This window comes from Neobacillus sp. Fa239, assembly GCF_055395235.1.
Genome location: NZ_AP041612.1, coordinates 371,016 through 397,423, shown reverse-complemented (window position 1 = coordinate 397,423; position 26,408 = coordinate 371,016). Strand labels below are relative to the sequence as shown.

The 26,408-nt window shown below is 35.2% G+C and carries 22 protein-coding genes and 3 pseudogenes; 7 read left to right on the top strand and 18 right to left on the bottom strand.

From position 1 onward, the window contains the following. Positions 1-224 precede the first annotated feature (224 nt). The 4 genes and pseudogenes from ACZ5XR_RS30275 to ACZ5XR_RS30260 form a co-directional block, all read right to left on the bottom strand. A complete protein-coding gene (locus tag ACZ5XR_RS30275; RefSeq protein WP_464502836.1) occupies positions 225-446 on the bottom strand; it encodes a hypothetical protein in 222 nt (73 codons plus the stop codon). A gap of 353 nt (positions 447-799) precedes the next feature. Then, positions 800-1,669 (bottom strand): annotated as a pseudogene (locus tag ACZ5XR_RS30270) (metallophosphoesterase). A 304-nt stretch (positions 1,670-1,973) separates the two neighbouring features. Further along, on the bottom strand, positions 1,974-3,698 hold the full coding sequence (locus ACZ5XR_RS30265; protein WP_464502628.1) for a M56 family metallopeptidase: 1,725 nt from the start codon (positions 3,696-3,698) through the stop codon (positions 1,974-1,976). Between the two features lie 17 nt (positions 3,699-3,715). Next, positions 3,716-4,096, bottom strand: coding sequence for a BlaI/MecI/CopY family transcriptional regulator (locus tag ACZ5XR_RS30260; RefSeq protein WP_464502627.1), 381 nt, complete (start codon positions 4,094-4,096; stop codon positions 3,716-3,718). Between the two features lie 755 nt (positions 4,097-4,851). On the opposite strand from ACZ5XR_RS30260, the pseudogene ACZ5XR_RS30255 reads away from it, so the two are divergent. Next, positions 4,852-5,076: pseudogene (locus tag ACZ5XR_RS30255) on the top strand (LysR family transcriptional regulator); the annotation flags it as partial. Between the two features lie 291 nt (positions 5,077-5,367). Here ACZ5XR_RS30255 and ACZ5XR_RS30250 read toward each other — a convergent pair. Further along, positions 5,368-6,339, bottom strand: a complete 972-nt coding sequence (locus ACZ5XR_RS30250) for a DUF4309 domain-containing protein (protein WP_464502626.1) — start codon at positions 6,337-6,339, stop codon at positions 5,368-5,370. A 96-nt stretch (positions 6,340-6,435) separates the two neighbouring features. Beyond that, a complete protein-coding gene (locus tag ACZ5XR_RS30245) occupies positions 6,436-6,675 on the bottom strand; it encodes a BlaI/MecI/CopY family transcriptional regulator (RefSeq protein WP_464502625.1) in 240 nt (79 codons plus the stop codon). 428 nt (positions 6,676-7,103) lie between these two features. Between ACZ5XR_RS30245 and ACZ5XR_RS30240 the strand changes: the two are divergent. Continuing rightward, positions 7,104-7,337, top strand: a pseudogene (locus tag ACZ5XR_RS30240) (IS3 family transposase); the annotation flags it as partial. A gap of 635 nt (positions 7,338-7,972) precedes the next feature. Beyond that, the gene (locus ACZ5XR_RS30235; protein ID WP_464502624.1) at positions 7,973-8,362 is read left to right on the top strand and encodes an immunity protein Imm33 domain-containing protein; all 390 of its coding nucleotides are present in this window, start codon (positions 7,973-7,975) and stop codon (positions 8,360-8,362) included. A gap of 562 nt (positions 8,363-8,924) precedes the next feature. Here the strand turns inward: ACZ5XR_RS30235 and ACZ5XR_RS30230 are convergent. Beyond that, positions 8,925-9,197, bottom strand: coding sequence for a hypothetical protein (locus ACZ5XR_RS30230; RefSeq protein ID WP_464502623.1), 273 nt, complete (start codon positions 9,195-9,197; stop codon positions 8,925-8,927). A gap of 228 nt (positions 9,198-9,425) precedes the next feature. Here ACZ5XR_RS30230 and ACZ5XR_RS30225 point away from each other — a divergent pair, with 228 nt between their 5' ends. Further along, positions 9,426-10,163: an HAD family hydrolase gene (locus tag ACZ5XR_RS30225; RefSeq protein ID WP_464502622.1), complete on the top strand. Its 738-nt coding sequence runs from the start codon at positions 9,426-9,428 to the stop codon at positions 10,161-10,163. A gap of 235 nt (positions 10,164-10,398) precedes the next feature. Here the strand turns inward: ACZ5XR_RS30225 and ACZ5XR_RS30220 are convergent, their stop codons facing one another. Then, positions 10,399-10,827 carry an SF0329 family protein gene (locus ACZ5XR_RS30220; RefSeq protein ID WP_464502621.1) on the bottom strand — a complete coding sequence of 143 codons (429 nt, stop codon included), beginning with the start codon at positions 10,825-10,827 and terminating at the stop codon, positions 10,399-10,401. Positions 10,828-11,021: 194 nt separating this feature from the next. Then, on the bottom strand, positions 11,022-11,234 hold the full coding sequence (locus ACZ5XR_RS30215) for a hypothetical protein (protein ID WP_464502620.1): 213 nt from the start codon (positions 11,232-11,234) through the stop codon (positions 11,022-11,024). 311 nt (positions 11,235-11,545) lie between these two features. On the opposite strand from ACZ5XR_RS30215, the gene ACZ5XR_RS30210 reads away from it, so the two are divergent. Then, the gene (locus tag ACZ5XR_RS30210) at positions 11,546-12,385 is read left to right on the top strand and encodes a polysaccharide deacetylase family protein (protein ID WP_464502619.1); all 840 of its coding nucleotides are present in this window, start codon (positions 11,546-11,548) and stop codon (positions 12,383-12,385) included. A 246-nt stretch (positions 12,386-12,631) separates the two neighbouring features. On the opposite strand, the gene wrbA is transcribed toward ACZ5XR_RS30210, so the two are convergent. Beyond that, on the bottom strand, positions 12,632-13,249 hold the full coding sequence (gene wrbA / locus ACZ5XR_RS30205) for an NAD(P)H:quinone oxidoreductase (RefSeq protein ID WP_464502618.1): 618 nt from the start codon (positions 13,247-13,249) through the stop codon (positions 12,632-12,634). 311 nt (positions 13,250-13,560) lie between these two features. Here wrbA and ACZ5XR_RS30200 point away from each other — a divergent pair, with 311 nt between their 5' ends. Then, positions 13,561-14,748, top strand: a complete 1,188-nt coding sequence (locus ACZ5XR_RS30200; protein ID WP_464502617.1) for an MFS transporter — start codon at positions 13,561-13,563, stop codon at positions 14,746-14,748. Positions 14,749-16,141: 1,393 nt separating this feature from the next. Here ACZ5XR_RS30200 and ACZ5XR_RS30195 read toward each other — a convergent pair. From ACZ5XR_RS30195 to ACZ5XR_RS30180, 4 genes are all read right to left on the bottom strand, one after another. Then, positions 16,142-17,377, bottom strand: coding sequence for an IS110 family RNA-guided transposase (locus ACZ5XR_RS30195; protein ID WP_464502616.1), 1,236 nt, complete (start codon positions 17,375-17,377; stop codon positions 16,142-16,144). Between the two features lie 328 nt (positions 17,378-17,705). Continuing rightward, positions 17,706-18,785 (bottom strand): nitric oxide synthase oxygenase, encoded by a 1,080-nt coding sequence (locus ACZ5XR_RS30190; RefSeq protein ID WP_464502615.1) that lies wholly within the window; start codon positions 18,783-18,785, stop codon positions 17,706-17,708. A gap of 241 nt (positions 18,786-19,026) precedes the next feature. Next, positions 19,027-20,079, bottom strand: coding sequence for a DUF1835 domain-containing protein (locus ACZ5XR_RS30185; RefSeq protein WP_464502614.1), 1,053 nt, complete (start codon positions 20,077-20,079; stop codon positions 19,027-19,029). Positions 20,080-20,139: 60 nt separating this feature from the next. Next, entirely contained in the window at positions 20,140-20,373 is a 234-nt protein-coding gene (locus ACZ5XR_RS30180) for a hypothetical protein (RefSeq protein ID WP_464502613.1), read from the bottom strand. A gap of 241 nt (positions 20,374-20,614) precedes the next feature. Here ACZ5XR_RS30180 and ACZ5XR_RS30175 point away from each other — a divergent pair, with 241 nt between their 5' ends. After that, a complete protein-coding gene (locus tag ACZ5XR_RS30175; protein WP_464502612.1) occupies positions 20,615-21,139 on the top strand; it encodes a P-loop nucleotide/nucleoside kinase family protein in 525 nt (174 codons plus the stop codon). Positions 21,140-21,787: 648 nt separating this feature from the next. Here ACZ5XR_RS30175 and ACZ5XR_RS30170 read toward each other — a convergent pair. From ACZ5XR_RS30170 to ACZ5XR_RS30155, 4 genes are all read right to left on the bottom strand, one after another. After that, complete coding sequence (locus tag ACZ5XR_RS30170) at positions 21,788-22,801, bottom strand: DNA/RNA non-specific endonuclease (RefSeq protein WP_464502611.1); 1,014 nt, start codon at positions 22,799-22,801, stop codon at positions 21,788-21,790. A gap of 971 nt (positions 22,802-23,772) precedes the next feature. Then, entirely contained in the window at positions 23,773-24,552 is a 780-nt protein-coding gene (locus tag ACZ5XR_RS30165; protein ID WP_464502610.1) for an alpha/beta fold hydrolase, read from the bottom strand. A 372-nt stretch (positions 24,553-24,924) separates the two neighbouring features. Continuing rightward, on the bottom strand, positions 24,925-25,095 hold the full coding sequence (locus ACZ5XR_RS30160) for a hypothetical protein (RefSeq protein WP_464502609.1): 171 nt from the start codon (positions 25,093-25,095) through the stop codon (positions 24,925-24,927). Positions 25,096-25,370: 275 nt separating this feature from the next. Next, the gene (locus ACZ5XR_RS30155) at positions 25,371-25,997 is read right to left on the bottom strand and encodes a cysteine hydrolase family protein (protein WP_464502608.1); all 627 of its coding nucleotides are present in this window, start codon (positions 25,995-25,997) and stop codon (positions 25,371-25,373) included. Positions 25,998-26,408 lie beyond the last annotated feature (411 nt).

Sequence of the window (26,408 nt, the reverse complement as noted above, 5' to 3'; positions counted from 1 at the left end):
TATTGTTGCACCATCAAACAAATGATTTCCTAAATCTGTATTCTGATTATACATAGAATTTCTATGTATGCAAACCTAAATATTATCAAGTTTTATTATACTAACCTGCTTCATTAGCTCAACAAGAAAATATGACCGCCGCAGCGATCAATGTCGGAAATCAATCTTTGACTCAAGCCCCCGTTTAGTCGAACAAGGAAAATTTTTAGCTAAGAAAACAAGTATTAGTTTATTTCGTTAAGGTATTTCTTGGCATCCACTGTAGTAGCTAACGGCAAACTGTTTTGGTTCTTATGTGATTTTAGTTTTTGAGTGGTTCCGTATGTTTCAAACCATTCGAGTATTTCATTACATAATAAATTACAGGACTTATTACTCTCGTCAATCCTGCTTCTAATATGACATTTGTACTCAGCTGGATTCTGGTCTTCTCCAAGAGCCTTAATGTAAATGCCAACGTTAATATAATAATCCTCTTTGCTCTACTGCGACCCTTGAATGTTGAGAACAAATATAAGTTCACCAGTTGATTTTCTCCAATTTGTTCCCGTTTTCTTAAATTTATACTGTTTAAAAAATGATTTAAAACATTCAATCAATTGTTCCTTCGATATGTTGCTCATATTTAAACTCCTCTAAAGAAATAATCTTTAATTCCTTCTCCTGCCAAATACAGATCCGTTAGAACAATAGTTCAACACCCCGTAAGATTATCCTTCTTGTAGAACAAATAAGACGGAATCGCTGCTGCAATCCCATCTGAAATAATGAACAAGTTTTAAAATAAGATGTCTTTCATTTATTTATCCTTATGGGATAGTTCTAAAACAATAATCTCTGGATGATTGAATAGCCGCTGAGGAAATATGCTATTTCCTAACCCTCTGTTAACCACCATTGTTGAATTTCGATTTTTGTACTTACCTGAAGAATACTCAGGAAAATATCCCTGATTAGGAGCGATTAAACCTCCAATTAAGGGTAACCTAATTTGTCCTCCGTGGGCGTGACCAGAAAAAATTAAATCAAAATTGAATTGTGTATAAATCGGAAACAGTTCAGGTCGATGAGATAAAAGTATCTTAAAGTCTTCTTGATTTTCAATACTATTTAATGCCTCTTTTTATTCAGATCTAACGAGTTTACTCTCATCACCGTTATTTATAGCTGGGTCATCTATGCCAATTATATAAATATTCTCATTACCAATATGAACCCTTTCCCGGCTATTTCGTAACACCTTAACGCCAAGAGTGGTTAATTTTTTTTCAAGTGAATTAAACTTTCTTGACCACCATTCGTGATTTCCAGTCACAAAATAAACTGGTGCAATTTTATTTATCTCCCTCATTAACGATAGACTTGTTCCATCGTCATAATTCTTTTGATCAACTAAATCCCCCGTAAAGACGATTAAATCTGGTTTTAACAATTTTATTTTTTGGCATATAACTTTTTGATTTTCTCCAAATGTCTTACTATGCAAATCTGACAAATGAACTATCCTAAATCCATTAAATTTCGATGGTATTTTTTTTGAACTATATTCCATTATAGTAATGTCAAGTGAGTTGTTTTCGTTATACAGATATTTCGATTCTGCCTGTACTTTAACTATTTTCAAAGAAAAAAATGAAATAAATATTACTAAAAAACATAACCGTTTCATAATTCATCTCTGAATTATTTTTCCCTTTTGGTTATGCCCTTATTACGCTAACCTGCCCCTTCGTATTATAAGTTCAGCCAGATATTTCTGGTTGAACATTTTTTTATATGGTTTTATTATAACGGTAGCCGGGGTAGAACGTACCTGCCCGTGGGGCTTAGACCTCGTCAGCTAAACCGTTCGCCCCCTACTTGTGGAAACATGTTTGAGGCTGGTTGGGACTTAGATCTCGTATGAACCAACCATCTAGCCCTGGAATGATTTTTTTGCCAAATCAACCGACACCCTCACTTAAATTCTTGCATCACCACTGTCTTCCCGGATCGCCTGCCATAATATTAACGGTACCCCTAGGGTAAAGTACGGAGTAGTGGTCCATTACCGGGTCCTGATTGTTATTTGATGGCTGAGGAAATACTAACAAAATCTTGTATTCCGAACTTACAACATACCCTATAATTTCCTCATCATTACTTTTTACATCATATGCCGGAGTTCCATATGCTTTCTTGACCATAGAAAGTGATACTTCATTTAATTTCTTATCAAAGGATCTCGCCTCGAAGATCTGATCCCCTTTGTTGAAGCCAAATACCACATTGTATTTCGAAAATACAGCATAATTCCCTTTAGCACTAGGTACCCAAGCTACCTTATCAGGATTTCCAAGCTTTTTCTCTGCTTCATCTATAACTGTATTTTTAACAGAAAACTCAGAATTTGTGATTTCACCCTGCTTTGCCAATTGCATGATACTTGCAAGAAGCTTTCTCTGAATGCTCTCTTGAGATGATGAAGCAGCAGAATTGTTATTGGATGCTGACGCTTGGCTTGTATTGTCTTGAGTTGTATTGTCTTCTGTTGCATTGCTTTGTGTTGCATTGCTTTGTGTTGCATTGCTTTGTGTCGCTTGATCTTGCGATGTTTTATCCACTGACGGAGTAGAATTAGCATTAGAACTATTTGTACCGCTGTTTTTATTTGGGATAACCCCTGTACTGACTGATTTAATGGTGCTTGAGCAGCCTACCATAATTGTAAGAAATACAGCTAAAACTGCACATATTGCCGAACTTTTTTTGAATCGTGTAATCATAATAATTCTCTTTTTATTGTATTTACTTGCAAATCCTAATGCCCCAGTAATGTCCTTTTTTTCTGAGAATAATCTAAGCATATTGATCATAGTCTGACCGTATTTATTGACTTCTTCTGTCTTTAAGGTGTTGAGGACAGCCGCATCACAAGCCAGCTCACAGTCTTGTTTTATCTGATTAAGTGAATACCAGATTAAGGGATTGAACCAATATATTGCTTTAACAATCATAAGCAAGGTGTTTACCGCTAAATCCTTGTTCCTAATATGAGTTAATTCATGGCTGAGAATAAACCTAAGCTCTTCCGGGGTTAATTTGTCTATAAGCTCCTCTGGAATTAAAATTTTAGGACGTATCACCCCGTAAACTGCAGGCGATTTCGAGTAATTATTATAAATAATATTCACCTTCGAATTTACTTTTAGCCTTGATTTTTCCGCTTCAAGAATGTCGATTAAGTCTTCTCTTTCACAGCTTGAGCACTTTTTCAATTTAGCCATCATCAAGATATTTACGCATAGAAAAAACAGTAAAGCTGATGAAACACCTATTATCCACAGCACTGCCGCAGTATCATAATTAAATATAGTCCCTTTAATACTTGGTTCAGCCAATGCCTTACTATCTTCTTTAGACGGTGTTTTTCCGGTTTTAATAGCACTGTTTGATATTATGTTAGGAACATATTGCTCTGCAATAAAATTAATATCAGTTTTCTTCTGCTCATTTGGAATAAAATTCAGCAAGCTTATATGACTTTGAATGCCTATTGGCAGAATTAGCCTAAGTACAAGCATAAACCAAATATAATAATGAAGCCTTGCGCTAAGCTTCTGTCCAAAAATTGCCTTAATGGCAAGTATCCCTAAGGCTAATATACTGCCCATAAGTGACAGTAATAAGACTTCTTTAAATACTGCAGATAACACCATGCTTCAACACCTGCCTTTTACTCATTCATTTTTTTATCAAGCAATCTTTGAAGTTCTTCTATTTCTTTTTCAGAAATCTTCTCATCCTTTATAAAATTGGCGAGCATAAGGTGGAGAGAACCATCGTATACCTTTTGGATAAACGACCTTGTTTCTTCTAGGATAACGTCTCTTTTATCTACCAAAGGATAAAACTCATACTGAGGCATCTCCTTATTCACACCTAAAGCTCCCTTTTTTACCAGTCTGCTTATTAATGAATGAATTGTTTTCGGACTCCATTCCTTATTGGAACTTAATGCCTCTATTATCTTCGCAGCTGTTAATGGAGCTTCTTCCCATAACACCTTCATTACTATCCACTCTGCATCAGATATTTTGCAATCTATTTTCTTCATCTTTCTTCCTCCATCCTACAAGTGTAATCTGTATTTATAGATTATACTTGTAGGATGGTATTGTCAATCGCTTTTTTGCCTACAAAAATACAAAAAGTATTCAGGCAAAGCCTGCTGGGACGCGGGTCTATAGCGTGCTTATAAGTGTACTTACTTTTTTCAAAATCCTTTGAAATGTGCTACGAAAAAACTACAGACCCTTGAGCCAGTGAAGGTTAAAACGTGCCCATATTTAGGCTTACAGAATTATTTTGAATAATTCAGGAAATTTTTTATTTCCCCGGATCCCCTCTTCTAGCCTTCCAGCGTCGCCTCCTTCTAAACATATTTTTAAATCCATTTTGTTATTGAATCCAGGGCGTTATGGATAAAAAAAACCTTCGAGTTAACTGTCTCAGAGTCGATTCTCGAGGGTAGAAATAAAAGGGGTTTTCTCTATACCGCTGTACTTTTTTCTATTTATAAAATAAGTTCATATTACTAAGAGAGAACCCTTCAGGGCGTTACCCCATCATTTGATTTTTCGATATAATTCTTCAGTTCCGATAGGAACTGTCTAGCCTTTACCAGAGAAATGTGAAACATTTTGCACAACTTCCTTTTTTTACTCAAAGTTCTGTAATATTTGTTTTGCTTTTTAGTTTGTCTTTTTTCATATAACTTACGTGATTATCTTACATCTATATTTACATTCAATCTAATACATAATAAGGTATATATATATATTTATTTTAATAAATAAGGGGCATAGATAGATGGAATTGCTTCGGCTAAAATACTTTCAGACAGTTGCCTATACTGAGCACATTTCTAAAGCAGCCAAACAATTGAATATTGCCCAGCCCTCTTTAAGCCTGACTATTAAAAGACTTGAGGATGAATTGGGAACAATCCTATTTGAGAGAAAAGGAAGAAATATTCAATTGAGTTCGTCAGGGAAAATTCTTTTGAGACATGTAAACAGGATTTTTACTGAGATTGAAAATGCATAAATGGAAATTCAATCGAAAGAAAATCATATTTATAACATTATAAGAATATCATTTCCAATCCAAGACTCCTAAAACCCTGGAATGGTTGTCAAGTGCTTTTCTTGACGACCATTCCAAGATTTGAGATACTTTTGAAAGCTGACTTTGCAAATAAATGTATTTTATGACAAGAGCCAAGGAAATAATATTCCTTGGCTTTTATTAGTTCTTGTTTAGTTAATCAGCACCGTTAATTAATGTATCTTAGGCTATATTAATTAACTATTTTTTTGTTTTCCATTACCATTTTCTTCCTGGGTCACCTGCCATAATATTAACAGTACCCTTAGGGTATAGCACAGAATAGTGGTCTATTAACCTATTTTTGTTGCTATTTGTTGGCTGAGGAAATACTAATAAAATTTTATATTCCGGACCCGCAATATATCCTATAATTTCTTCATTATTACTCTTTACGTCAAATGCAGGAGTTCCATAGGCTTTTTTCACCATAGATAGTGATATTTTGTTTAATCTTCTATCAAAGGATCTGGCTTCGAAAATTTGACTGCCCTTGTTAAAACCAAATACCACATTATATTTTGAAAACACAGCATAACTCCCTTTAGCAGCCGGTAACCAAACTACTTTATCGGGCTTTCCCAGTTTTTTTTCAACAGTATCTATGACCGTTAATTTATCGGGAAATTGAGAATTTATAATTTTGCCATGTCGTGCCAATGTCATAATATTTACAAGAAGAGTTTTCTGAGAGTCAACTTGCGCAGTTGAAGTTAAAACTATAATATTGTTAGATGTTGGTGCTGTAGTATTGTTACCCACGGATGGTTTATTCACCCCAGGTGTTGGGGTAACATAAGAAACATTTGTACTGCCATTAATATTCTGAGAGTCACCTGTATTCACAGGCTTAACATTAGAAATATTTGTACTGCCATTATTATTCTGAGAGTCACCTGCATTTAAAGCCTTAACAGTACTTGAACAACCTCCTAAAATAACAGTTAGAAATATGGCTAGAATCGCAAAAACAGCTGAATTTTTCCTGGATCGAGTAATCATAATAATTCTCCTTTTATTGTATTTATTTGCAAAACCTAATGTTCCTGGAAACCGTCTTTGTTCAGAAAAGAATCTAAGCAAATTGATCATGGTCTGCCCGTATTTTTTCACTTCATCATCCTTTAATACAGTGAGAGAAGCAGCATCGCAAGCTATCTCACAATCTTGCTTTGATAAATTGAATACCAAAGGATTGGGTTAAGTCAATATATGCGCTACCCATAAATGACAATAATAAAACCTCTTTAAATATCATAGTTAAATCCATCTTCCACAACCTAACTTTCATTTTTTCATTTTTTCATTAAACAGTCTTTGCAGTTCTTCTATTTCTTTTTCAGAAATCTTTCCTTCTTTCATAAAGTTAGCAATCATAAGATGCAGAGAACCATCATAGACCTTTTGAATAAAAGATCTGGTTTCTCCCAATACACAATCTTTTTTTTCTACAAGTGGGTAAAACTGATACTGTGCAAGCTCCTTATTGACACCTAAAGCTCCTTTTTTTACCAATCTTCTGATCAAGGAATGTATCGTTTTTGGACTCCATTCCTTATTAGAGCTTAATGCTTCTATTTTCTTTGTGGCGTCAAAGGTGATTCATTCCATAATACCTTCATTACAATCCACTCCGCATCAGATATTTTACAATCAGCATTTTTCATATTAGTGGCACCTTCCTACATTTGTAGTCTACGTTTACAGATTACAACTGTAGGATGGAATTGTCAATCCTCTTTTTATCTGCAATATAAAAATCCACATCATTCAATTTCACCAAAATATGCTCAACTTCTCTCTTGACACCCTTCAAGTTCCCATGCTTTTTGGGATTGTTTCTTTTCTTGTGTTAAAAAAAGGTGAGGTGTTCTAACACATATCTATCAATTTGTCTAAGCCATATCTTCGAGTAAACAGAAATTTGAATGATAAAATACCAAAATGCCCTGAGTGGACGTGGTATTACGCAAAGTATGTCTCGTAAAGGACCGATAACGCTTTTATGGAAAATTTCTTTGGGATCATGAAATCAGAACTTCTTAATTTTAAAGAAATTTGAAAGTGTAGAACACTTTAAACAAGAACTAGCAAATTATATAGAATATTATAATCACAAACGAATTAAGGCAAAATTAAAAGGCATGAACCAAATGTGTCCTTTAATGGAATCTAAGTTTAATGTATAGATGCTCTAATTTCGTGCATTTTACGAAACTAGAATAATCAGTCCGGAATAACAAAACATATCTACACAGTTGAATAAATATTAAATAAAGGATGTATATAGCCATGAAATCTCTTCTTCTTTGGCTTTTTCCATTTCTTTTAGTCTTATGCATAGGTTCTGGTTGTTCACAAATAAAAATCCAAAAAACATCCAGACCAAATTTATATAACTTTTCTGAACAATCAAAAGCAGAGACTGTTTCATTAACACTTAATTTAACAGATCAGGAACAAAACGTTTGTGGACCTCATTCTCTTAATTTTTTTTGTATTCCTCATTGAAAATCGGACTTCATCGTTTATAATGAAGCGAAAATTTTCTGAACAGTTCCATTTGACTACTGGAGGGATAAAATGAGCTTCAAACTAGTGAAAGTTGTAAAATTGAAGAAAAAAAACCCTACACTACTTTTGTTCCCAATGAAACAGTGATTCACAAATTAAAAAATGGTGATCGGGTCAAATTGAATTTTGTAACCGATTCAATAGGAGGAGGATACTGCTGTGAAGAATTGTGGGTGGTGATTATAAAGAGAAAGTGAAACCTTTTTACTGGAACTCTTATAAACAAGCCGAAAAAATAAAATGCTTGGTAATGGTCCAAAAAATTTCTTTTGGCTCAGAACATATTGGTCATACTGAATTTGTTGATGGCGAATTGCTTCAATGGCAATATTTTAACTTCTTACAGGTTATGGTTAGCAAAGATGTTCTAAAAAGGAGAACAATAAACCGATTAAGCCGGCAAATGCACCAGAAAGGGCGAGAATCTGGCTGGGTCGTTTTAAGCGGCTTTGAAGATACTGAGTTTAATAAAGAAAGGGGAAATTTTGAATTAGTTTCTCTTTGTGAAATTTTGGACATCGATGATTCTGTCTTATGCTTTATTGACACGCCTCCTTTTTCTACATACATAAGAGGATACGACGGTTTCTTTTATAAACTGGATACGGAGGATATGGATTTCGTTTCACAGGATCAATAGCTTATTTAAGCATAAAGCAGACAGTTTTTGCTACGCCGCCGTTACATAGTCCAATAGAAAAATGTGATTGGCGGTCCGCTTACTTATCCTATTAATGTGTAATCTTTGAAAAGCAATCTTCTCAAACACAATTACAGAACGCAAGACCATTTACAGTACCAAAGAAACTAATGACTGTTAATTTCCATTGGTATACGTGGTATTTAGCAGGCGAAGCATGTGTACGTTTTCTCATATTCTCTTTTCCTCTTTTTCTTTTTATCTATCGTTTTTCCACTATCGGTTGGGCGGGTAATATAACTAAACCAATTATAGAAAAAGTAGATATCTACAAGTCATTAGCACTCATACTAATTATTTTTAATACCAAATTATACAATTATAGTACAAGCATTCTAAAAGTAAATAATGGAAACACAAAACAGGGAATGAGGTGATCCTCATTCCCTGTTTTATTATTAGCCGGCTAAGATTTTGTGAAAATTCTTCTTGAAGTAAAGCCCGTTAGTTTAAGTGCATTCCTTCACAATCTTATATATAAATAAGAAGTTCCTCAATTCTTTTAGGAACTTCCACCCTTAATTTCTTTATAACGTTCATCTGACCATACAAAATTACTGATAGAAAAAATGTTAAAATTATATTCCTTTAATAATTGTTGTGCTTCAATCGTAAAGCAATAACCAACTGCTATCCTTTTTATTTCACTGTCCTGATTTATTCTTTTCAACGCTTTTCTAACATCACTCAATAGAATTGTTTCTTCTGGAAAAATTAATCCAGTAACAATTTCATCACCGCTAGGAATTATCCCCTTATATCTTGGTGAAACCATTTTTTTTATTTGATTGTATGTCTTATTTTTTAATATTAAAGGTTTTGTAATATCTCTTACCCCCTTACTAACAATTCTTTTTATTCGCTGTTTTACTCCGTAATTCCTTCTTTCACTATCCTGCCAATTAGTTGAATAACTCTCACATTCTGCTTACTTATCTTAGTAATATTAACTTAGTCATAGTGGAACAATAGTTAAAGGTATACACTTGAAAAGGAGTTAAAAATGCAAAAACAAAACATCTTATTTAACCTTGATGATACATTAGCATACTGTAATAGATATTTTAACCTAGTAATAGACGAGTTCGCTGACCAAATGATGGCGTGGTTTGACTCGATTACTGAGGAAGGTATAAAACAAAAACAGCTTCAACTTGATGTCTCTGCGATTAGTGAGCACGGACTAAAGTCAGATCGGTTTCCCGAGTCATTTGTTGGTACTTATAAATACTATTGTGACTTAACTGGGAGGGAAAAGAAAAAAGATGAAATCCAATATTTAAGAGAGTTGGGTTTTAAGGTATTCGAGATCCCTGTTGAACCTATTCCGTATATGAATGAAACTCTACAACGTTTAAAAGAAGAGGGACATGAATTATATTTGCATACAGGAGGAGATGAGTCTAATCAACGCAGAAAAATTACCCAGTTAGAATTGACTACATATTTTGAACATCGCATTTTTATTTCGGAACATAAAGATACAACAGCTCTATCCGATATTTTAAAAACCATTAAGGCTGACCCTAATGTAACATGGATGGTTGGAAATTCATTAAGAACGGATATTGTCCCAGCACTGGAAATGGGTATCCATGCAATATACATTCCAGCAGAAAGTGAATGGAAATATAACATGGTTGAGGTTAACGTTAAGCATAGTAGTGTTTTTATAACAGTAGATTCACTTCAAGAAGTTCCTGATGTAATTTATAAACGTATCCAAGATACAATGATGTAAGTGGATAGAATAACCTATATTTAAGAGCAAGTTTTTAGTAAACCCCGCCTTTCTGAAAGAGGAAAGACTTCTTAACTCGGCTTAGTAAGTAGTTGGAAGATCGGCTTTTTCTTTAACTTTGTGAAGAAATATACTTAAACTAAATGCCACGATAGTTTAAGTACAACATTTCACAATGTTTCTTTTTCAAAAAGAAACAAAGCGACTTTCTTCTTGACGTATCGCACCAGTTAGTTCAACAAGATTCCTCTATATCAAATTGCTTTATTAACTGTGATTCGTATCGGAGATTGAACATAAATTTTACAAATTCGTGTTCATTTTCTTTCATTTGGATATTTTGTAATCTTCTTTTCCCTAATCGCCTATCAATCATAGCTAGTCCACGGATGATAGGATTTTCATTTTGAATAGCTTCATTTATCGACAACCGAGGATATTCTTTGAGCATTTTATGTAAATCTAATCTTTCGAATTGACTTTGATTAAATATTTTTTTCCAAGTATCAGCCTCAAAGATTTCTTTTTTATCCAACAAAATGGTTGCTCGTCCAATTTTGTCATTACCTGAGTTTCTATACCAGGTACTAAAAAATTCGATTCTATCCTTAAGGGAATCACAAATGAAGCTCTCTGCTCTTGTTTTTATCTTGCTCCACTGCATTCTTCATACCTACCATCCTTATTGAAATTTCCGTTAGAATAAGTGTCTTTCCAATTTCACAAACGCACCCGTTAGCCACCCATGCAGCATGGCTGCACCACAGAAGATGGAATTTCAACCTGTTTTTCCATGGTAGTTGAGTTAGAAACCTCTTCATCTAGTTCATATAATAGACAGAACGACGTAACTTTAGTTCACTTTACTACTTTAATCACGGTCTTTAACCAGTTCAAATGTTGCAATATTTTTTTGCGTTTTACCGAATGTTTGGTAACTCTTAATATTTTTTCATATCGTTCAATTCTTTTCTTGGTAATATCTTCCCAACTTAAGGAGGTATCCACATTTTCACTTAATTCAGCTGAAAAGTTTTGGCTTTGCTTTTCTTCATACTTCAATTTTCTCAATTTTAAAAACCTCCTTTACTTCGCCCTTTTACCAAAATGACCTTGGATATTCAACTCAAGCACCCGTTACTTTAAGTACAGTATTTCACAATCTAACTCTTTAATCGAACAAGGAAGAGTAGATGCCTTATTTAAGACATCCCACACTGTTAGTTCCTTTAAAAACCAGAATGTGTCCTTTAATGAAATTTAAGATTAATGCATTGATGCTACAATTTCGTGTATTTTACGTGAAACTAGAATAATCGGTCCGGAATAACAAAACCTATCTACACAGTTGAATAAATATTAAATAAAGGATGTATATAACCATGAAACTTCTTTGGCTTTTTCCATTTTTTTTAGTCTTGTGCATAGGTTCTGGTTGTTCACAAATAAAAATCCAAAAAACACCAAGATCAAATTCATATATCTTTTCTGAACAATTAAAAGCAGAGACCGTATCATTAACACTTAATTTAACAGATCAGGAACAAAACGTTCGTAAACCTCATTCTCTTTCTTTAGCGAATATACAAAATAAATACCACAGGGGCATTTTAACGAATGGACCTAGTACAAAACGTGAAATCGCTTTGACTTTTGACGATGCACCGGACGTAAACTTTACTCCCAAAATACTAGCTATTTTAAAGAAAAATGGGGTCAAAGCGACGTTTTTTGTAGTTGGATGGAGGGTTGAAGCCTATCCCGATATAGTAAAACGGATAGTAGCTGATGGACATGTACTCGGTAATCATACGTATAACCACGCGAATCTTCCGAAACTAAAGGACGATGCATTCCATGAACAAATTATTAGGACGGATAGGATTATTGAGAATTTCACTGGATATACTCCAAATATTGTCAGACCACCATATGGAAATGTCACCGAGAGACAAGTCCAATGGTTGGTGACTAAAAAAAAAACCATTGTGAATTGGAATGTGGATTCCCTAGATTGGAAAGGTTTAAAGGCTGAACAAGTAGCAACCAATGTTCTAACACATGTGCACGCTGGTTCAATTGTATTACAACATTCTGGAACTGGAGCTGGCGGGGACTTATCGGGAACAGTAAATGCCCTTCCAATAATTATTGAGGAGCTAAAAAACGAGGGCTTTAAGCTAGTAACCATACCAGAATTATTAGGTATTCCGGCTAAATAATTGTTATGTATCTGCGCTATTTAAATCATGAGAAATCTAAGAGGATTGTACCATTTGGGTAATCCTCCTAAACTTTTTCTATTGTTAAACTATCCTGCCACCTTGTCGAATAAGAAAAAGCCGCCAATATGGCAGCTCCGACCTTTAACTCTTGCACCCCTCACTTTAAGCACATTTCTTTACAATCTGATTAAAAAAAATTTATTCCACAAAAAAACTAATCGGGAAAATTTCCGATTAGTTTTTCTAACTTATTGATTTGCTTTTTTTTACCCATTCAGCAACTGTTACAGTACGCTTTGCTTGATGTTTTACAGCTGCTTGGACATCCTCAATCATTTTTCCATCTTGACCAACAGTAACGCTTGTTCCATATGGGTTACCACCAGCTCCATAGGTTACAGGGTCTGTATAACCAGGTGCTACAACGATTGCACCCCAATGATACATAGTTGTATATAGTGATAAAATAGTTGCCTCTTGACCACCGTGCGGATTTTGAGCGGAGGACATGGCACTTACAACCTTATTTACTAGCTTTCCATTAAACCAAAGTCCTCCAGTTGTATCTAGGAATTGTTTCATTTGTGCAGGCATGTTACCAAAACGAGTAGGTACACTGAAAATAATGGCATCTGCCCATTCTAGGTCTTCTAATTTAACCTTTGGAACATCCTTTGTTGCTTCTACATGTGCTTTCCAACCTGGATTTCCTTCAATAACTGATTGTGGTGCAAGTTCAGGAACTTTTAGAATTTTTACTTCAGCCCCCGCTTCTTTCGCTCCTTCTGCAGCCCATTGTGATAATTGGTGATTTGTTCCACCCATACTGTAATAGATTACTGCTAATTTTACATTTGTCATTGTTCCTGTCTCCTTATAAGAAGAATTTCCAACAATTTGGATAAAAACCCCATTATAAACACCTACCTTATTATTTCATTCTGCTCAGTTTATATCCCAATCTTGAAGATATTTTTATTTTTTTAAAGCTTTTTATACCATTTTGCGGCGGATTCAACTTCTTCCATGGTTAATTGATGACCTCTATTCTCCAAATGAAGCTCTATGAACACCCTGAATCAATATAGTATGGTGCCAGACCGTTTGGTACTTTGACTTTTTCTCAGTTATGTTCTAAAGTATTAATGGACTTAAGAAGGGAATTGAGAACTATGGAGTTCATAGAGAAAAAAGATAAAGCTTACCAGCGCGTGTTAATATCTATGCTTCTTGGTAGCATTGTTACCTTTGCCGTTTTGTATGCACCGCAGCCGTTAATTAATGTTTTTTCGAAGCAATACGGAGTATCTCCTGCAACCGCAAGCGCATCCATTTCGCTGCCGACACTTGCCCTTGCAGCAAGCTTATTGTTCATTCCATTTTTATCAAGGAGAATCGGCCGGAAGCGAATCATGGCCATTTCTTTGTTTGTAACATCAGTCCTTGCGATTATTTCGGCTTTCAGTTACAGCTTTGGGTTTTTTCTATTTATTCGACTGTTAGAAGGGATTAGTGTATCAGGTTTTCCCGCCATTGCAATTGCTTATTTAAATGAAGAAATTTCTCCGTTAAGCATTGGCGGTACGATGGGAGCGTATGTTGCGGGAACAGCTGTGGGCGGATTTGTCGGGCGTGTAGCGATTGGTCCATTGACTGATTTATTTTCATGGCAAATCGCCTTTTTTGTCTTGGGCTTCGCTTGTTTTCTATGCAGTTTATATTTTTGGTATTATTTACCACGTTCGCGGAATTTCGAAACGGAAAAAACACCTTTCACCAAGTATCTGACAGCATTAGCTGCGGTACTTGGCAGTAAGCGGCTGTTTCCCATTTACACAATGGGGTTTTTGGTTATGGGTTCGTATATCATGTTGTTTAACTATATTGGTTATCCGTTAACCAAAGCACCCTACCATTTAAGCCAAACCGCTCTTGGTTTTTTATTTATTGTAAACTTGGACGGCATGTGGAGTTCGACCATGTTTGGAAAATTGGCTGACCATCATTCACGTAAAAAATTGATGGGACTGGCTTGTCTAATTTTTGTAGTTGGCGCATCGCTGACTCTTATTTCGAATTTGTGGCTGAAAATCCTGGGAATCGCCGTATTTGCTTTTGGTTTTTTCGCCGGGCACACGATTGCAAGTGGATGGGTAGGAGTGGCAGCTCCAGCGAATCGGAAGGCCACCGCTTCCTCCCTTTATTTGTTGTTCTATTATCTGGGTTCCAGTATCATTGGCTGGGCCGGCGGATTTATCTGGATCAGCCTTCACTGGATTGGACTGGTATCTGGAATCTATTTACTCATGCTTCTTTGTTATGGATTAACATTTTTAACGAATGAAACAGGATCTGGCTGATTGCTGAAAGAATCATTTCCAAACTAATATCCGCGCTTTCGGTCCACCACTCCCTTGGTCAACAACATTACCAATCACTTGCATTGTTTTTAACAAGTTATCTAAACAATACTGGAATCCCCATCTGAACAAGTGGGGATTTTTTGACGCTTACTTTGTAAATAGTTTTTTTGATATTGTGCATACTATCAATACATTTATGTACGGAAGAGAAGGGATGTATGTTGAAATGGAACAATTACTTTTAAGGGGACTGTGCATTTTGTGTATTAGTCCTATTCCGTTCGTATTTAAATAGCCACATTTGAAAAATTGGATTATTGTGTTCTCTAATGCAGCCAACTAAGGCGTAGTATGCATGACGTTTTCTCATAGCTTGACGGACTTTATGAAGCATGAGTCAAGCTGTTTTTTATGTGACTTCAAGCTCTTCGGAAATCCTTGTCACAAATACACCACGTTTTTCATGAAAAATTAAATAAATGGCTAGGCACCACTTAGTTAAGTCCGTTCTTTTTTTCATCACAGTTCACACTGTAACAGTAGCCTGATACCGACACCTTTTACATTCAAAAGGCTTGTGCTTACATGGATGCCAAGTGATAGTATTTCCATTCTTCATTTGCAGGAACCTTTTAATTTTCCTGCCCCCTCCGCACCAAATTCAGCGGTCACCTTTTGGATCAACCAAATCCCCCTCTTTTAATGCAGCGGTAAAAGTTCTGTTCTATCAACGGTCAATAATTTTTAGTAGTTTACCCTTTTTGGAAAATATTAATAAATTATTCTTGATGCTGCCTACGAAGTAATTTAATTAAAAAGTTCACTATGCCATCCCCTGCCTAATTGTGGGGGTCCATTTGAGAGGAGGAAAATTGTAGTACCTAACAAGAAAAAATGCTGATTGTGAATCATTACACTTAAACTAAACTCCCTCTATATAGAAAGGAAAATCTCTCGATTTCTCTTGTTTTCTCTGAATTACGCAGTAGTCTGTTTTTAAATTCATTTGAATATTGGAAGAGTTGTGTACTAAAGGATAATTTTGGAGGCAAAGTGAAAAAACAATTAATAGCTACCAAACCAACCTTATCCAAAAGGTGGATATATAGGTAAAGTATGGTCGCACTGGTGGATCTCCACATTTCTCATGGAGGTCAACCCTCCCATTTCTCACAGAGTCTTTGCTCCAAAATTCCTTCGTCCAACCTTTCCATGAGGTGGATGTCAGTCATGCTGCCCGACAGGGTCCTTGCCCGTACTTTAGTTGTTTTACTGACTAATCCGTGCTTCAAATGTTAAAAACAATTAACCTACTAAATAATTTCGAATAAAAGAGAAATTAAGCTGCTACCTGTAATACTGCCATATGAGGAATGTCCCTTAACATACGTTATTCACTAAAATCACATTGTTTTGTACCAATGGTAAACAAAATTCGTATAAGCTTGTTACATATTGCAATCAGCGATTGCATCTTTTTTAAAGGATTATTTGGACGTTTTGTAAAATACTCATGTAATGCTTTAAAAGCTGTATTCTTAGCGACCAAAGGCATGGCAACCCGAAAGAGGAGAGCTCTTAAAGTCTTCCTTCCTCTCTTTGTTATCTTGGTTTGTCCTTTGTGCTTTCCAGATGTATTTTCCTTTAGGCTCAACCCAGCCAATTTGATAATCTGCCTAGGGTGGGTGTAGTTGCCTAGGTCCCCTACCTCCGAATAAAAGCCTGCAATCGTATCTTTGCCTATTCCCTTAATCGCCAACATTTGTTCAACGCCTGGAATTTGTTCAAGAAGTTTATCTATGTTAGACTCCAGTTCTTCGAACTTTTCCTTTATAAGTTCATATTTGTCTATTAACGTGCTTAGCTCTAATTTAGCCATATCCGAACCTTCACGAATGCCAATTGAATCCACTGCCACTTGCTTTAGTTCTTTTATTTTACTGAGTCCCACTGCACGTTTAACAGTTTTTCGAAGGTGTTGAAGTATATCTTGTTCTGAGAGATTCACTAATTCATGTGGCAATAAATTAAGTTTTAATAGTTGAATTGCAGCCTTACCCTCCCAATCTTTAAATACCGTAAGGAATTCTGGAAAGTAGCGGTCTATCCAATTATGGATTTGTCCTTGAACTGCTTGAAGATCAACTGATAAGAGATCACGAATTTTTCGAGCCACTCGAAGTTCTGCATATACTCCTTGTGGAATATTAGGTTCAGCATATCTCCCGTCTTTGACCAATTGTGCAATAACTCTTGCATCCTTAACATCATTTTTAGTTGGAGAGTTATCATCTAACTCCTTGCTTTTCTTTACGTGCATCGGATTTACGACTACAAACTTGATTGTTTGTTCCTTAAGGAAGTGAGCTAAATTAAGCCAATAATGACCTGTCGGCTCCATTCCTACGATCACTTTTTCCATTTTGTTTTGGATCATTAACGTTTTAATCCACTCTAAAAAGTTATTAAAGCTAGATTTTGTATTTTCAAAGTAAAACGGTGCTGAAAATTCTAAACCTCTAAAGTCTTGAGCTCTTGCCACATGCTTGTATTTAGCAATATCGACACCTATAATTAATGTTTGAGAAGTAATTTGAGCAATCTTTTCATTTTGGTTATAATTCATTTAAATAGCCTCCTGGTATTATGTTTGTGTCCTTTTTGCCGCCAAGCTTTGGACACTCATATCTTACCAAGGGGCTTTTTTATATTCAAACCTCATATTTCTTCATTACAGGAATGCTGCCCGTTACTTCAATAAGAAAAAGCATTACCGCTGTTCCAGTAATGCCCCCGTTTGTTTAAGTACAGTATTTCACAAACTAACTCGTTGATCGAACAAGGAAGAGTGGATGCCTTATTTAAGCATCCTAAACTGTTAGTTAATAAGCACCATTTAAAAACCAGAGTATTAAATTATAAAAACTAACATTTTTGAGAACTATACTAAAAAATTAATATGGTTTAGGTTGATAAAAATAATTGGGTTTTCTAATAACATTATTATATGGTTTGTGGAAAATATGTGTTGCAGCTGGTGCTAAGGGTGGAATAAGCCACGTCCAGTCGCCTGTAATAGACCTTTCACTTGCCCTTTCTTTTTCTTCAAATTTTTTAAATTGTTGTGCAGCCGTATGATGGTCTACAATACTAACTCCATCCTCCTTAAAGGAATGTAAAACTGCTGTATTTAATTCTAAAAGTGCCCTATCCTTCCATAAGGAAATATTGCTTTTAATATCCAGACCCATTAAATCTCCAATTCGAGGGAGCATATTATACCTCGATTCATCTGCAAAGTTTCGCGCTCCTATCTCAGTCCCCATATACCAGCCATTAAAAGGAGCAGCGGTATACGTAATGCCGCCAATTTCTAAAATCATATCCGAAATCATCGGTACTGCATACCATTTCAAATTTAAATCGTTAAACCATTTGTAATGAGGATGGCGAATTGGGACTTCGAGAAGTAGTCTTTCTGGAATCTCGGCTACTTTTGGATGATAATCATTTATTTGAACGACTAAGGGTAAAATATCGAAATTTCCAAACTTCGGTTCCCACCCCAAATCTATACAGGTCTCGGTAAATGAAATGGAGTCTGGATCACCTAAAACACCTTGTTCCGTTTTGTAACCTGCATAGCGAATTAATTGGTGATTCCAAATACGGACTTTTTGATTCGAAGCTTTTTGTGAAAAAATGGTGATGGTAGGGCGTATTCGACCCTTATTCGTTGCATATTCGATGTGTTCAAATAAAGCTTCGATAATTTCTTCTTCTGTTTTTAGGTTTCTCTTATCGACCACGTTTAGTTGATCCCAAAATAATCTTCCTATACAACGATTACTATTACGCCAAGCCATTTTTGCCCCATATTCAAGCTCTAGGTTCGTGTGTTCATAAAAACCTCTAGTCCGTATCTGTTCATTCAATTCATTCAATCTATTTTCTAGTTCCTGCTCTGTTTTATTTAATTCTCTATAACAAGTTCGGATAAATTCCTCAGCTTCCTTTAGTAAATCAGTATTCAAAACAAATCCTCCTTGGGTAGATAATGTCCTATTATGTAAAAAGGATCCAAATCTAAACAAATAATATTGTTACAAAATCAACTTTACCATTTAACCCAAAGAGATTTCCATCCCATATCAACAATCTTGAAACGGTAGAACAAGAAAAAGAGCCGATATGACTTTTTGTTTTACTCAAGCACCCGTTTGTTTAAGAACAATTTTTCACAATCTTTCAGTTCTAATCCCATTCCAAATACCATTATTGTTTCAAACGGACACTGTATAATCTCATTGCCTCAAGACTGCCTTCCATTTCAAAGATTCCATTTTCAATCATCTTCTTCAACCGATAGTTTATATAGGTATCACTTATATATTGGTCTAAATGTATGTGTCCAAGGACATCGCCAATTAATCGTGCCGCTTTAAAAAAATCTTTTATTTTACGTTTACCGTGGAGTTTTTTCGCTCTATTTATAATAAGCTCGTCAAAATAGTCTTCAGGAACACTTTGTACTGTTCCGTTTTTCCAAATTCTTAATGTTTCATTATTTTCAGTGAGAGAAAGCCATTTCTTTTCATATTGTTCCAGTTCTTGTTGGGTTAGAGGAGATTGGTCCTCTCGTTGTTTTTGGTAAATTGCTTGGAGATTATCTGGAGATAATTCACCTGTATGAGCAAGTGAATATTTCCGTTTCCCCTTATTAAATAATTCATTAAATCCCTTTGTTGTGTTCATAACGAAAATATCATTATTTTTTTCCTTTAAGACATCCACGACAAAACGAAGTCCCGTCTCCTCTTCAGCATTTTCAGCAGCCCACAAATAAATTGGTATATCTTCTTTAATAGACAGAATTCGGTTAACAATTCTATTGAAATTTTCCTTGAATTCATCAAACTCTCCATCCTCATCAGCCAAGTTATCTTGCATCCATTTATACCTGGCCTGTTTTCCAACTTCTTCATTAAACTTCCAGATAGGACCGATAGAGAACATTTGTCGAACACAAATGACCTTTTCATCCTTATAATCAGCACCCATTTCCTTGAGTGCTTGTCTAAAACATCCCGCAGCAGAATCTCCGAACAGAATATGAACAACCTTGATGGGTCCTTCTATTGTATTTTGCTGCTGTTCAGTAATCTCCAAAACAGCCTTGTATGCTCTTTTCATATCTTGAATAAACTGCTCATCAGAAAACATCTGCTTGTTTAAAAAATGTATTCTTTTTAAAATATGGCTAAGAAGTAACCTTGCATCTCTCTCTGGTAATTCCTTAACGAACTTATTTATTTTCTCAATTTCCATAAAAGGGTCCCACATAAGTATAATTCCTTCCTCAATATAACAATTAGTTTAAAGAAATGTTTAATCAGAGAAATCCCTGAACAATACTTCTATCTCTTGACCATCATAAAAATTACCATCACCAATAAACTTTTCAATCTCTATTGTTCCGTCCGCCATAAATTCAATTTCCCAACGTTGTCCTGGAACTGCAATTTCAACCATAATAGCATCATTTCTAACTTTATTTAGCTTATAAAATATATTATTGTTCTCTAATTTATTGAGGAAATTGATTAAATCATTAAGCTCCACCAAACCATCTCCATTCCTCAGATAATATACAAATTATAATCTAAATCCTTATCGAACTAAACTGCACTCGTTACTTTAATAAGAAAAGCCGCCATTATATTGGCAGCATGGATCTTTCGCATAAGCTACTCTTGAGTTTAACAAGGAAAAACGACCTTCTAAAGAAGTAATATAATAATGATACGGGAAATATGATATGCTGTTTGTAATTCAATAATTGGTATAGGAAGGGTGTTTACTATTGACAGCTGAAAACAAAAAAAACATAGTTTATCTTGTTTCAGGTCCAGTAGGGGTTGGAAAATCAACAACTTCAAAAAAACTTGCCCAGAATGTTAAAAATTGTGTTCTTCTTGAAGGTGACTCTATTCTACATATGTTTGAATACGGATCAGAAGCATCATGGGAGGAACGCTTAAGTCTAACATGGGAGAATATACTTACTTTAACCAGGAATTTTATTCAAAATGACTTCAATGTCGTTATTGACTTTGTGGTTGAAGATGAATTTGACTGGTTTTGTAAACATATATCTGATTTACAAGTAACATTGAAATATATCGTATTGAGAGCAGATAAAGAAAAACTAATCGAACGTATTCATATGAGGGGAGATAATGATTCAATAGAACGCTCGTTGTTTTTGTTGAACAAACTGGAATCAACCCCCTCCAATCAACAATTTATGTTTGATACAACTCTAAGACATACAGCAGAGATAGTGGATGTAATCATTAATGATACTGGTTTTATTGTTAAAGTTTAATCCAGTTTGTTTTGAAGCAATTGAAAAATTTGATAAAAAGAAAAAGGATCAAGTTTTTGGTCCTTTTGTACTTCTTATTGTAATATCCTGCTTCGTTAGTGCAATTAAAACGGGATCGCAGCAGCCATCCCAATCTTTAACTCTTGCCCCCGTTTGTTGAAGAAGAAATTCAATTATTTTTCAATATGATTTGGATGGAACAAATACGATTGGAAATTTTTCTCCTAACTGTTTCTTTACTTCTTGGTATAATTGCAACCCTTTTTTATTATGATTTTCCACTAGTATTAATCCATTTTCTTTTAATGAATCGGTTTCTAAATCAATCCATTTACCATATTCCCTTACCCATTCAAATAGTTCTTCTTGTAATTTATCTGATAAAGGGAATTCCTCTATATCAAGATTACAGCCACATACGTCACCAAATAGGGTCAGCAGAAAAATTAGCTTCGAATTTAAATGAAGTATGTTTGCAGTTTCTTTTTAATTTCCAAAATATTAGTTATTCTCCATTTCAAATTTATAAGTGGAAATTGCAAATAAGAAATATCAAAATTATATATTAACACTGGATGTTCCGTCTTCCTTATTACACTAAACTCCTCGTTAGCTCAACAAGAAAATATGATCGCCGCATAACCCCACTTATTCACCTACTAAGCCATCACCATCTCGATCATCCATGTATTTATAGAGCCATGAATCTCGCGTAATTGGCATTTTAAAGCCAGCAGCTTTTGCTTCAGCGATCGTAACTCTTCCGTTATGATTGGTATCCACTTTACTAACATCTTCATTACTATTTTCCGTTCCGGTTGCATGTACATTGGCTGTTTTCGGTGGCGTACTGCTCGTACCTGTCGTTTTCCCTGAATTTTTGTTCACTTTATCTGGGTTTACATTGTCAAATTCATCTGTAATGGATCTGCCCTGAATTTTGTATGTGAATTTATAATGGTTAGGAATTTGCGTCTGAGTATTTGGATATTGAATCACTGCTACGAAATCAGTACAACCTCCTGCATCTCGAATCACTTTTTCCATATAAGCTTGATCGCCGTGCCTATTGAGAATGCTGTCCTGAGGTGTAATGTTATATGCGTTTGATACTCCCCCAAGCGAGTCAGCAATCACATGCCCTTTATCCAAGGTTGGACTCTCTGTACCAGGAACATTTGCTTCATCCGAGTAATATCTACCTGATGACAAAACATGTTCCGTATTCGGATTTTGAAGGGTGATCTTTTTCGCCTCCACACGAATGAGCTGACCGTATTCATTTGTAAAAGCCCAATATTTCCTGTCGCCAAACCCGGCATCCACTCTGACATTCGGCTTTCTATATCCTGACATATCACCGCCATCTACGACAAGTAGTGTATTTTTACTGTAGTCAAAGTCACCATTAACACTTGTTATCGTTGGTGTACTAGTGGAAGTAACGCTTGGACTGACTACACTTTCACCTTTCGCTTTGGCTTTAGCTTCTGCCTTTGCTTTGGCTTCTGCCTTTGCTTTGGCCTCAGCTACACCCTGTTCCTTTTTTTGCTCTACTTTCTTTGTTTTAGCATTTTCCTCATTGCTAGTTGTTTCATTTGATGAACAAGCTGCAAGGAAAACTAATAAAAACGCCATTAATAAGTAAGTTAATTTCTTCATAAATTGCCCCCTTTTTGTAAATATTTGTAGAAACACCGATACTATTATACTGCTAAAATACTTCAAAAAACGAATAAATTTATATTCCCCATATGATAATCCTTTATGTTATTAACCTAGTTATGGTAAAACTCCTTATTCCATTAAACTGCACTCGTAAGTTCAATAAAAAAGAAGGCTGCAGCAGCAACCCCCATCCGTTCTAATTTAGCGATTGCCCTGAAGAAGCGCTAAGGAGAAATATAAAATCAATAGAAGACATCCTAGGCAGATGTTCGATAAATTCACGCTGCTGTTTCACAAAAATAAAACGAAAAGTTGCAACCTCCCCATCCATTGAATATTGGTTTGCTTCATCTTGCTTCATTTTATATTATTTGACAACAAAATGATCAACTTCTTTTTTTGAAGCGACAAGGATACCAATCTCCGGATCAATTGGACTTACAGCAAATTTTTCAAACAAGTATTCATCTACCATTCATTTTCCAAATCAATATTCACATCAGTAATTTGATTCATTTTGACACCTCTCCCTAAAATATGACAATTCATGTGAATAATACTATTCCTTGCCACTTTAATTATTGGGAACGTGCATTGTTCATAAAATGTTTACGAAGTTTTGTCAAATTCTTGAATTGATTCTTTGAATTTACGAAAATCCTTCTTGTAGTAAACTGTTTGTTTAGCGGCACAAGAAAAGCGACTGCTCATATTGAACAATCGCACCCTTTTCTTTAAGTACATTTTTTCACAAAGCTAGTACAAGTAGATGTTGTTTGAATGTACAGAAGATTTGTACTGCGTTGCAAATGCCATTGTTTTATTAGTTGCTTTTTCAAAATAAGCACCCTATAGGTGATCTATCAATTGAGCTTATTTAGTAGAGCAATAATTTTACTACCCATAAAAGTACAAGATTATTGCTAAATCTTTCATCCGTTATTAGATTAAGTATAAATTTTCACCTAAATAAATTGTGTTAAAAGCTGGTTAAACTTGTCACGTTCTTCCCAAAATGGACCATGACCACTATATTGAAACGGAATTAGCTGTGAATTTCTTATGTTTTGGTTTAGCTCGTGAGCCTGTGCGAATGGAATGACTTTATCATGAATGCCGTGAATGATTAAAGTAGGGGCATTAATTTTTGGAAGATCTGCATGCAGCTTCTCATCTCTTAATGTAATTATAATAGCAGCTGTAGACCAACTTGCTGCTTCTAATCCCATTTGTAAAAACCAATCCGAAAAAGGTTTAGTTATATATTGAAAGAAAAAAGTATCTGTTACTCTCTGCATCATCTTAGGACGGTCGTTTAAGGTTTCCGTAAGAAATTCATTAGCCGTTTCTGATGTAAATCCAATCGGAGCAGCAGCATCAATAAGAATTAACTTTGATACCCCAAAACCGTTGTGACGAGACATATATCGAATCGCGATAGCCCCACCAGTAGAGTGACCAACGAGAGTAAAATTGTTTAATTGAAGTGTATTAACTACATTGCGGATATCATCTGCAAGTCTGTCAAATGTATAGCCACTCATTGGTTTATCCGAATTGCCAAAGCCCCTCCAGTCTATACCAATACAGCGGTATCCCATAGCAGGAAGAATATTAAACTGATATTCAAACTGCTTGTGGCTTAATGGCCAACCATGTAAAAACACAATAGTCTTATTTCCACTCGGGTTAATATCTTCAACATATAAATTCACACCCTTATCTACAGTAACAAAGTATCCCATGAAGATTCCTCCTAAGTTAAATTAGTTTCAACAATAAGATATTAATAAATATAGGTGAGTACATATGCCATTATGTTAGAGCAGCGTAAAAGTATCCAGCATATTGAACTATCCTGCTCCGTTTGTTCAATAAGAAAAGAGTTGCCGCCGCAACTCCTTATTGAACTCTTGCACCCAGTTAGCTCAATTAGGATCCAGAATTATCGATATGAAAATGGATCCAACTTAGCCCTACAAATGTAGGAGATGAACAAAAACCCTCGAAATCCACCTGACCATTATCGTATGTATGAGGACCCGTTACATTTATTTCTCGTCCAAGTTGGTTAACTAATTGAAGTACATAAAACACTGCCTTTTCTGGTTCTTCAATCAGTAATTTGGTTTCACAAACAAGTTCGTACTTCGATTTATCCTTCCAATATAGCCCAATTTAACGGTGTTCAATTCTCCAATTACTTGAGATAACCCCTTTATTACTTTTTGTGCCTTTTCTTTTGAGGTGACATCGATGAATATCCGCCAATTTATCGTTCTAAACATTTAATTACTCCTTTAGTGCCTTCAATAGTGTGTTTTTTTAGTAATCCCATCTTCAAGTATCGCACCCGTTAATTGAAGAAGAAAATTTAAAGTTTAACATACTCATTGCTTTCTTTTTTTGTTATATAACCAATAAAATAGCTTTATACTTCAAGAACTAATATCATAATTATAATAGACTTATTGGATATCGTTATTGAAAGCACCTAACGGCTGAAACATTACAATTAGACAAAGAATAATCTTCCCTTTAGTATGCCTTTTTAAGAGTATCATTACATATTTGAAATGGCTTCTCGTGTTGTCCATGTAGCACTACTGAAAGCTCGGTAGTTCGTAACAGCAGCATGAAAATCGTTTTCACTAATCGTGGCAGTTGCATCGTAAACAACAGCTGTCTTGAAGCCATTTTCGATTAAATCTCTCATATGCGATTCAACACATACGTTTGATAATACCCCAGCCAAAATTACCTGTTCTTTTCTGCGTTGCCTTAGTTGATAGACCAAATCATTTGTCTGAGGGCTGGCCACCTTGTGAGGTGTTGCAATGACGGTTGTTTTGTCCCAGATATACGGAGCTAAAGTTGGAACATAATCGGCTTCTGGAGTTGGAGAACTATATTGATTTAATTTCTGATAGACACGCAAACTAATCAACATCTCTTGTTCGTTCCCTGTAAACTGCCAATCATAGTCATGTGGATATAAGAAGTGTGGGGAAACAAAGAGTTGATAACCTTTACTACGGGCAGTGCCTAACAGTAGTTCCAAGTTGGCTAAAGTATTATTCTGTTTAATGTTAGCCTTTGTCAAATGATATCCTCTTCCGCCCGGAGACAAAAAGTCATTTTGAGGGTCAGTAATAACAATTGCAGTATTCGCTGGGTTTGGTTTAAACATAGAATTGTTCCCACCTTTTTTATGCTTTCACTTATCGATTATACGATCTACATTGATTAAAAATTCCTTAGGAAAATAAAATTTTGAATTAAATGAGTGACAATAAGTACGGATAAACAAAAAGACCGCCGAAAATGGCAGCCAGATATTCAACTCTTGCACCCGTAAGTTCAATATCTACTTTGTTTTTTCATAGGTAATTAAACCAAATCAACATGAAAAAAGTACACGGTATACTAAGCAGTAAAGCTAATTTGTAATTAACAAAGTGTAGTCGTAACATTGGGAACATCACTGCTTCAAATAATAAAGACCACCAAATATTCCAACCATGATAATGTTTAATTGAGTGAAAATATTTCAACCCAATCAATTCGATTACAACCAGTAAAACAATCCAACCAAATACAT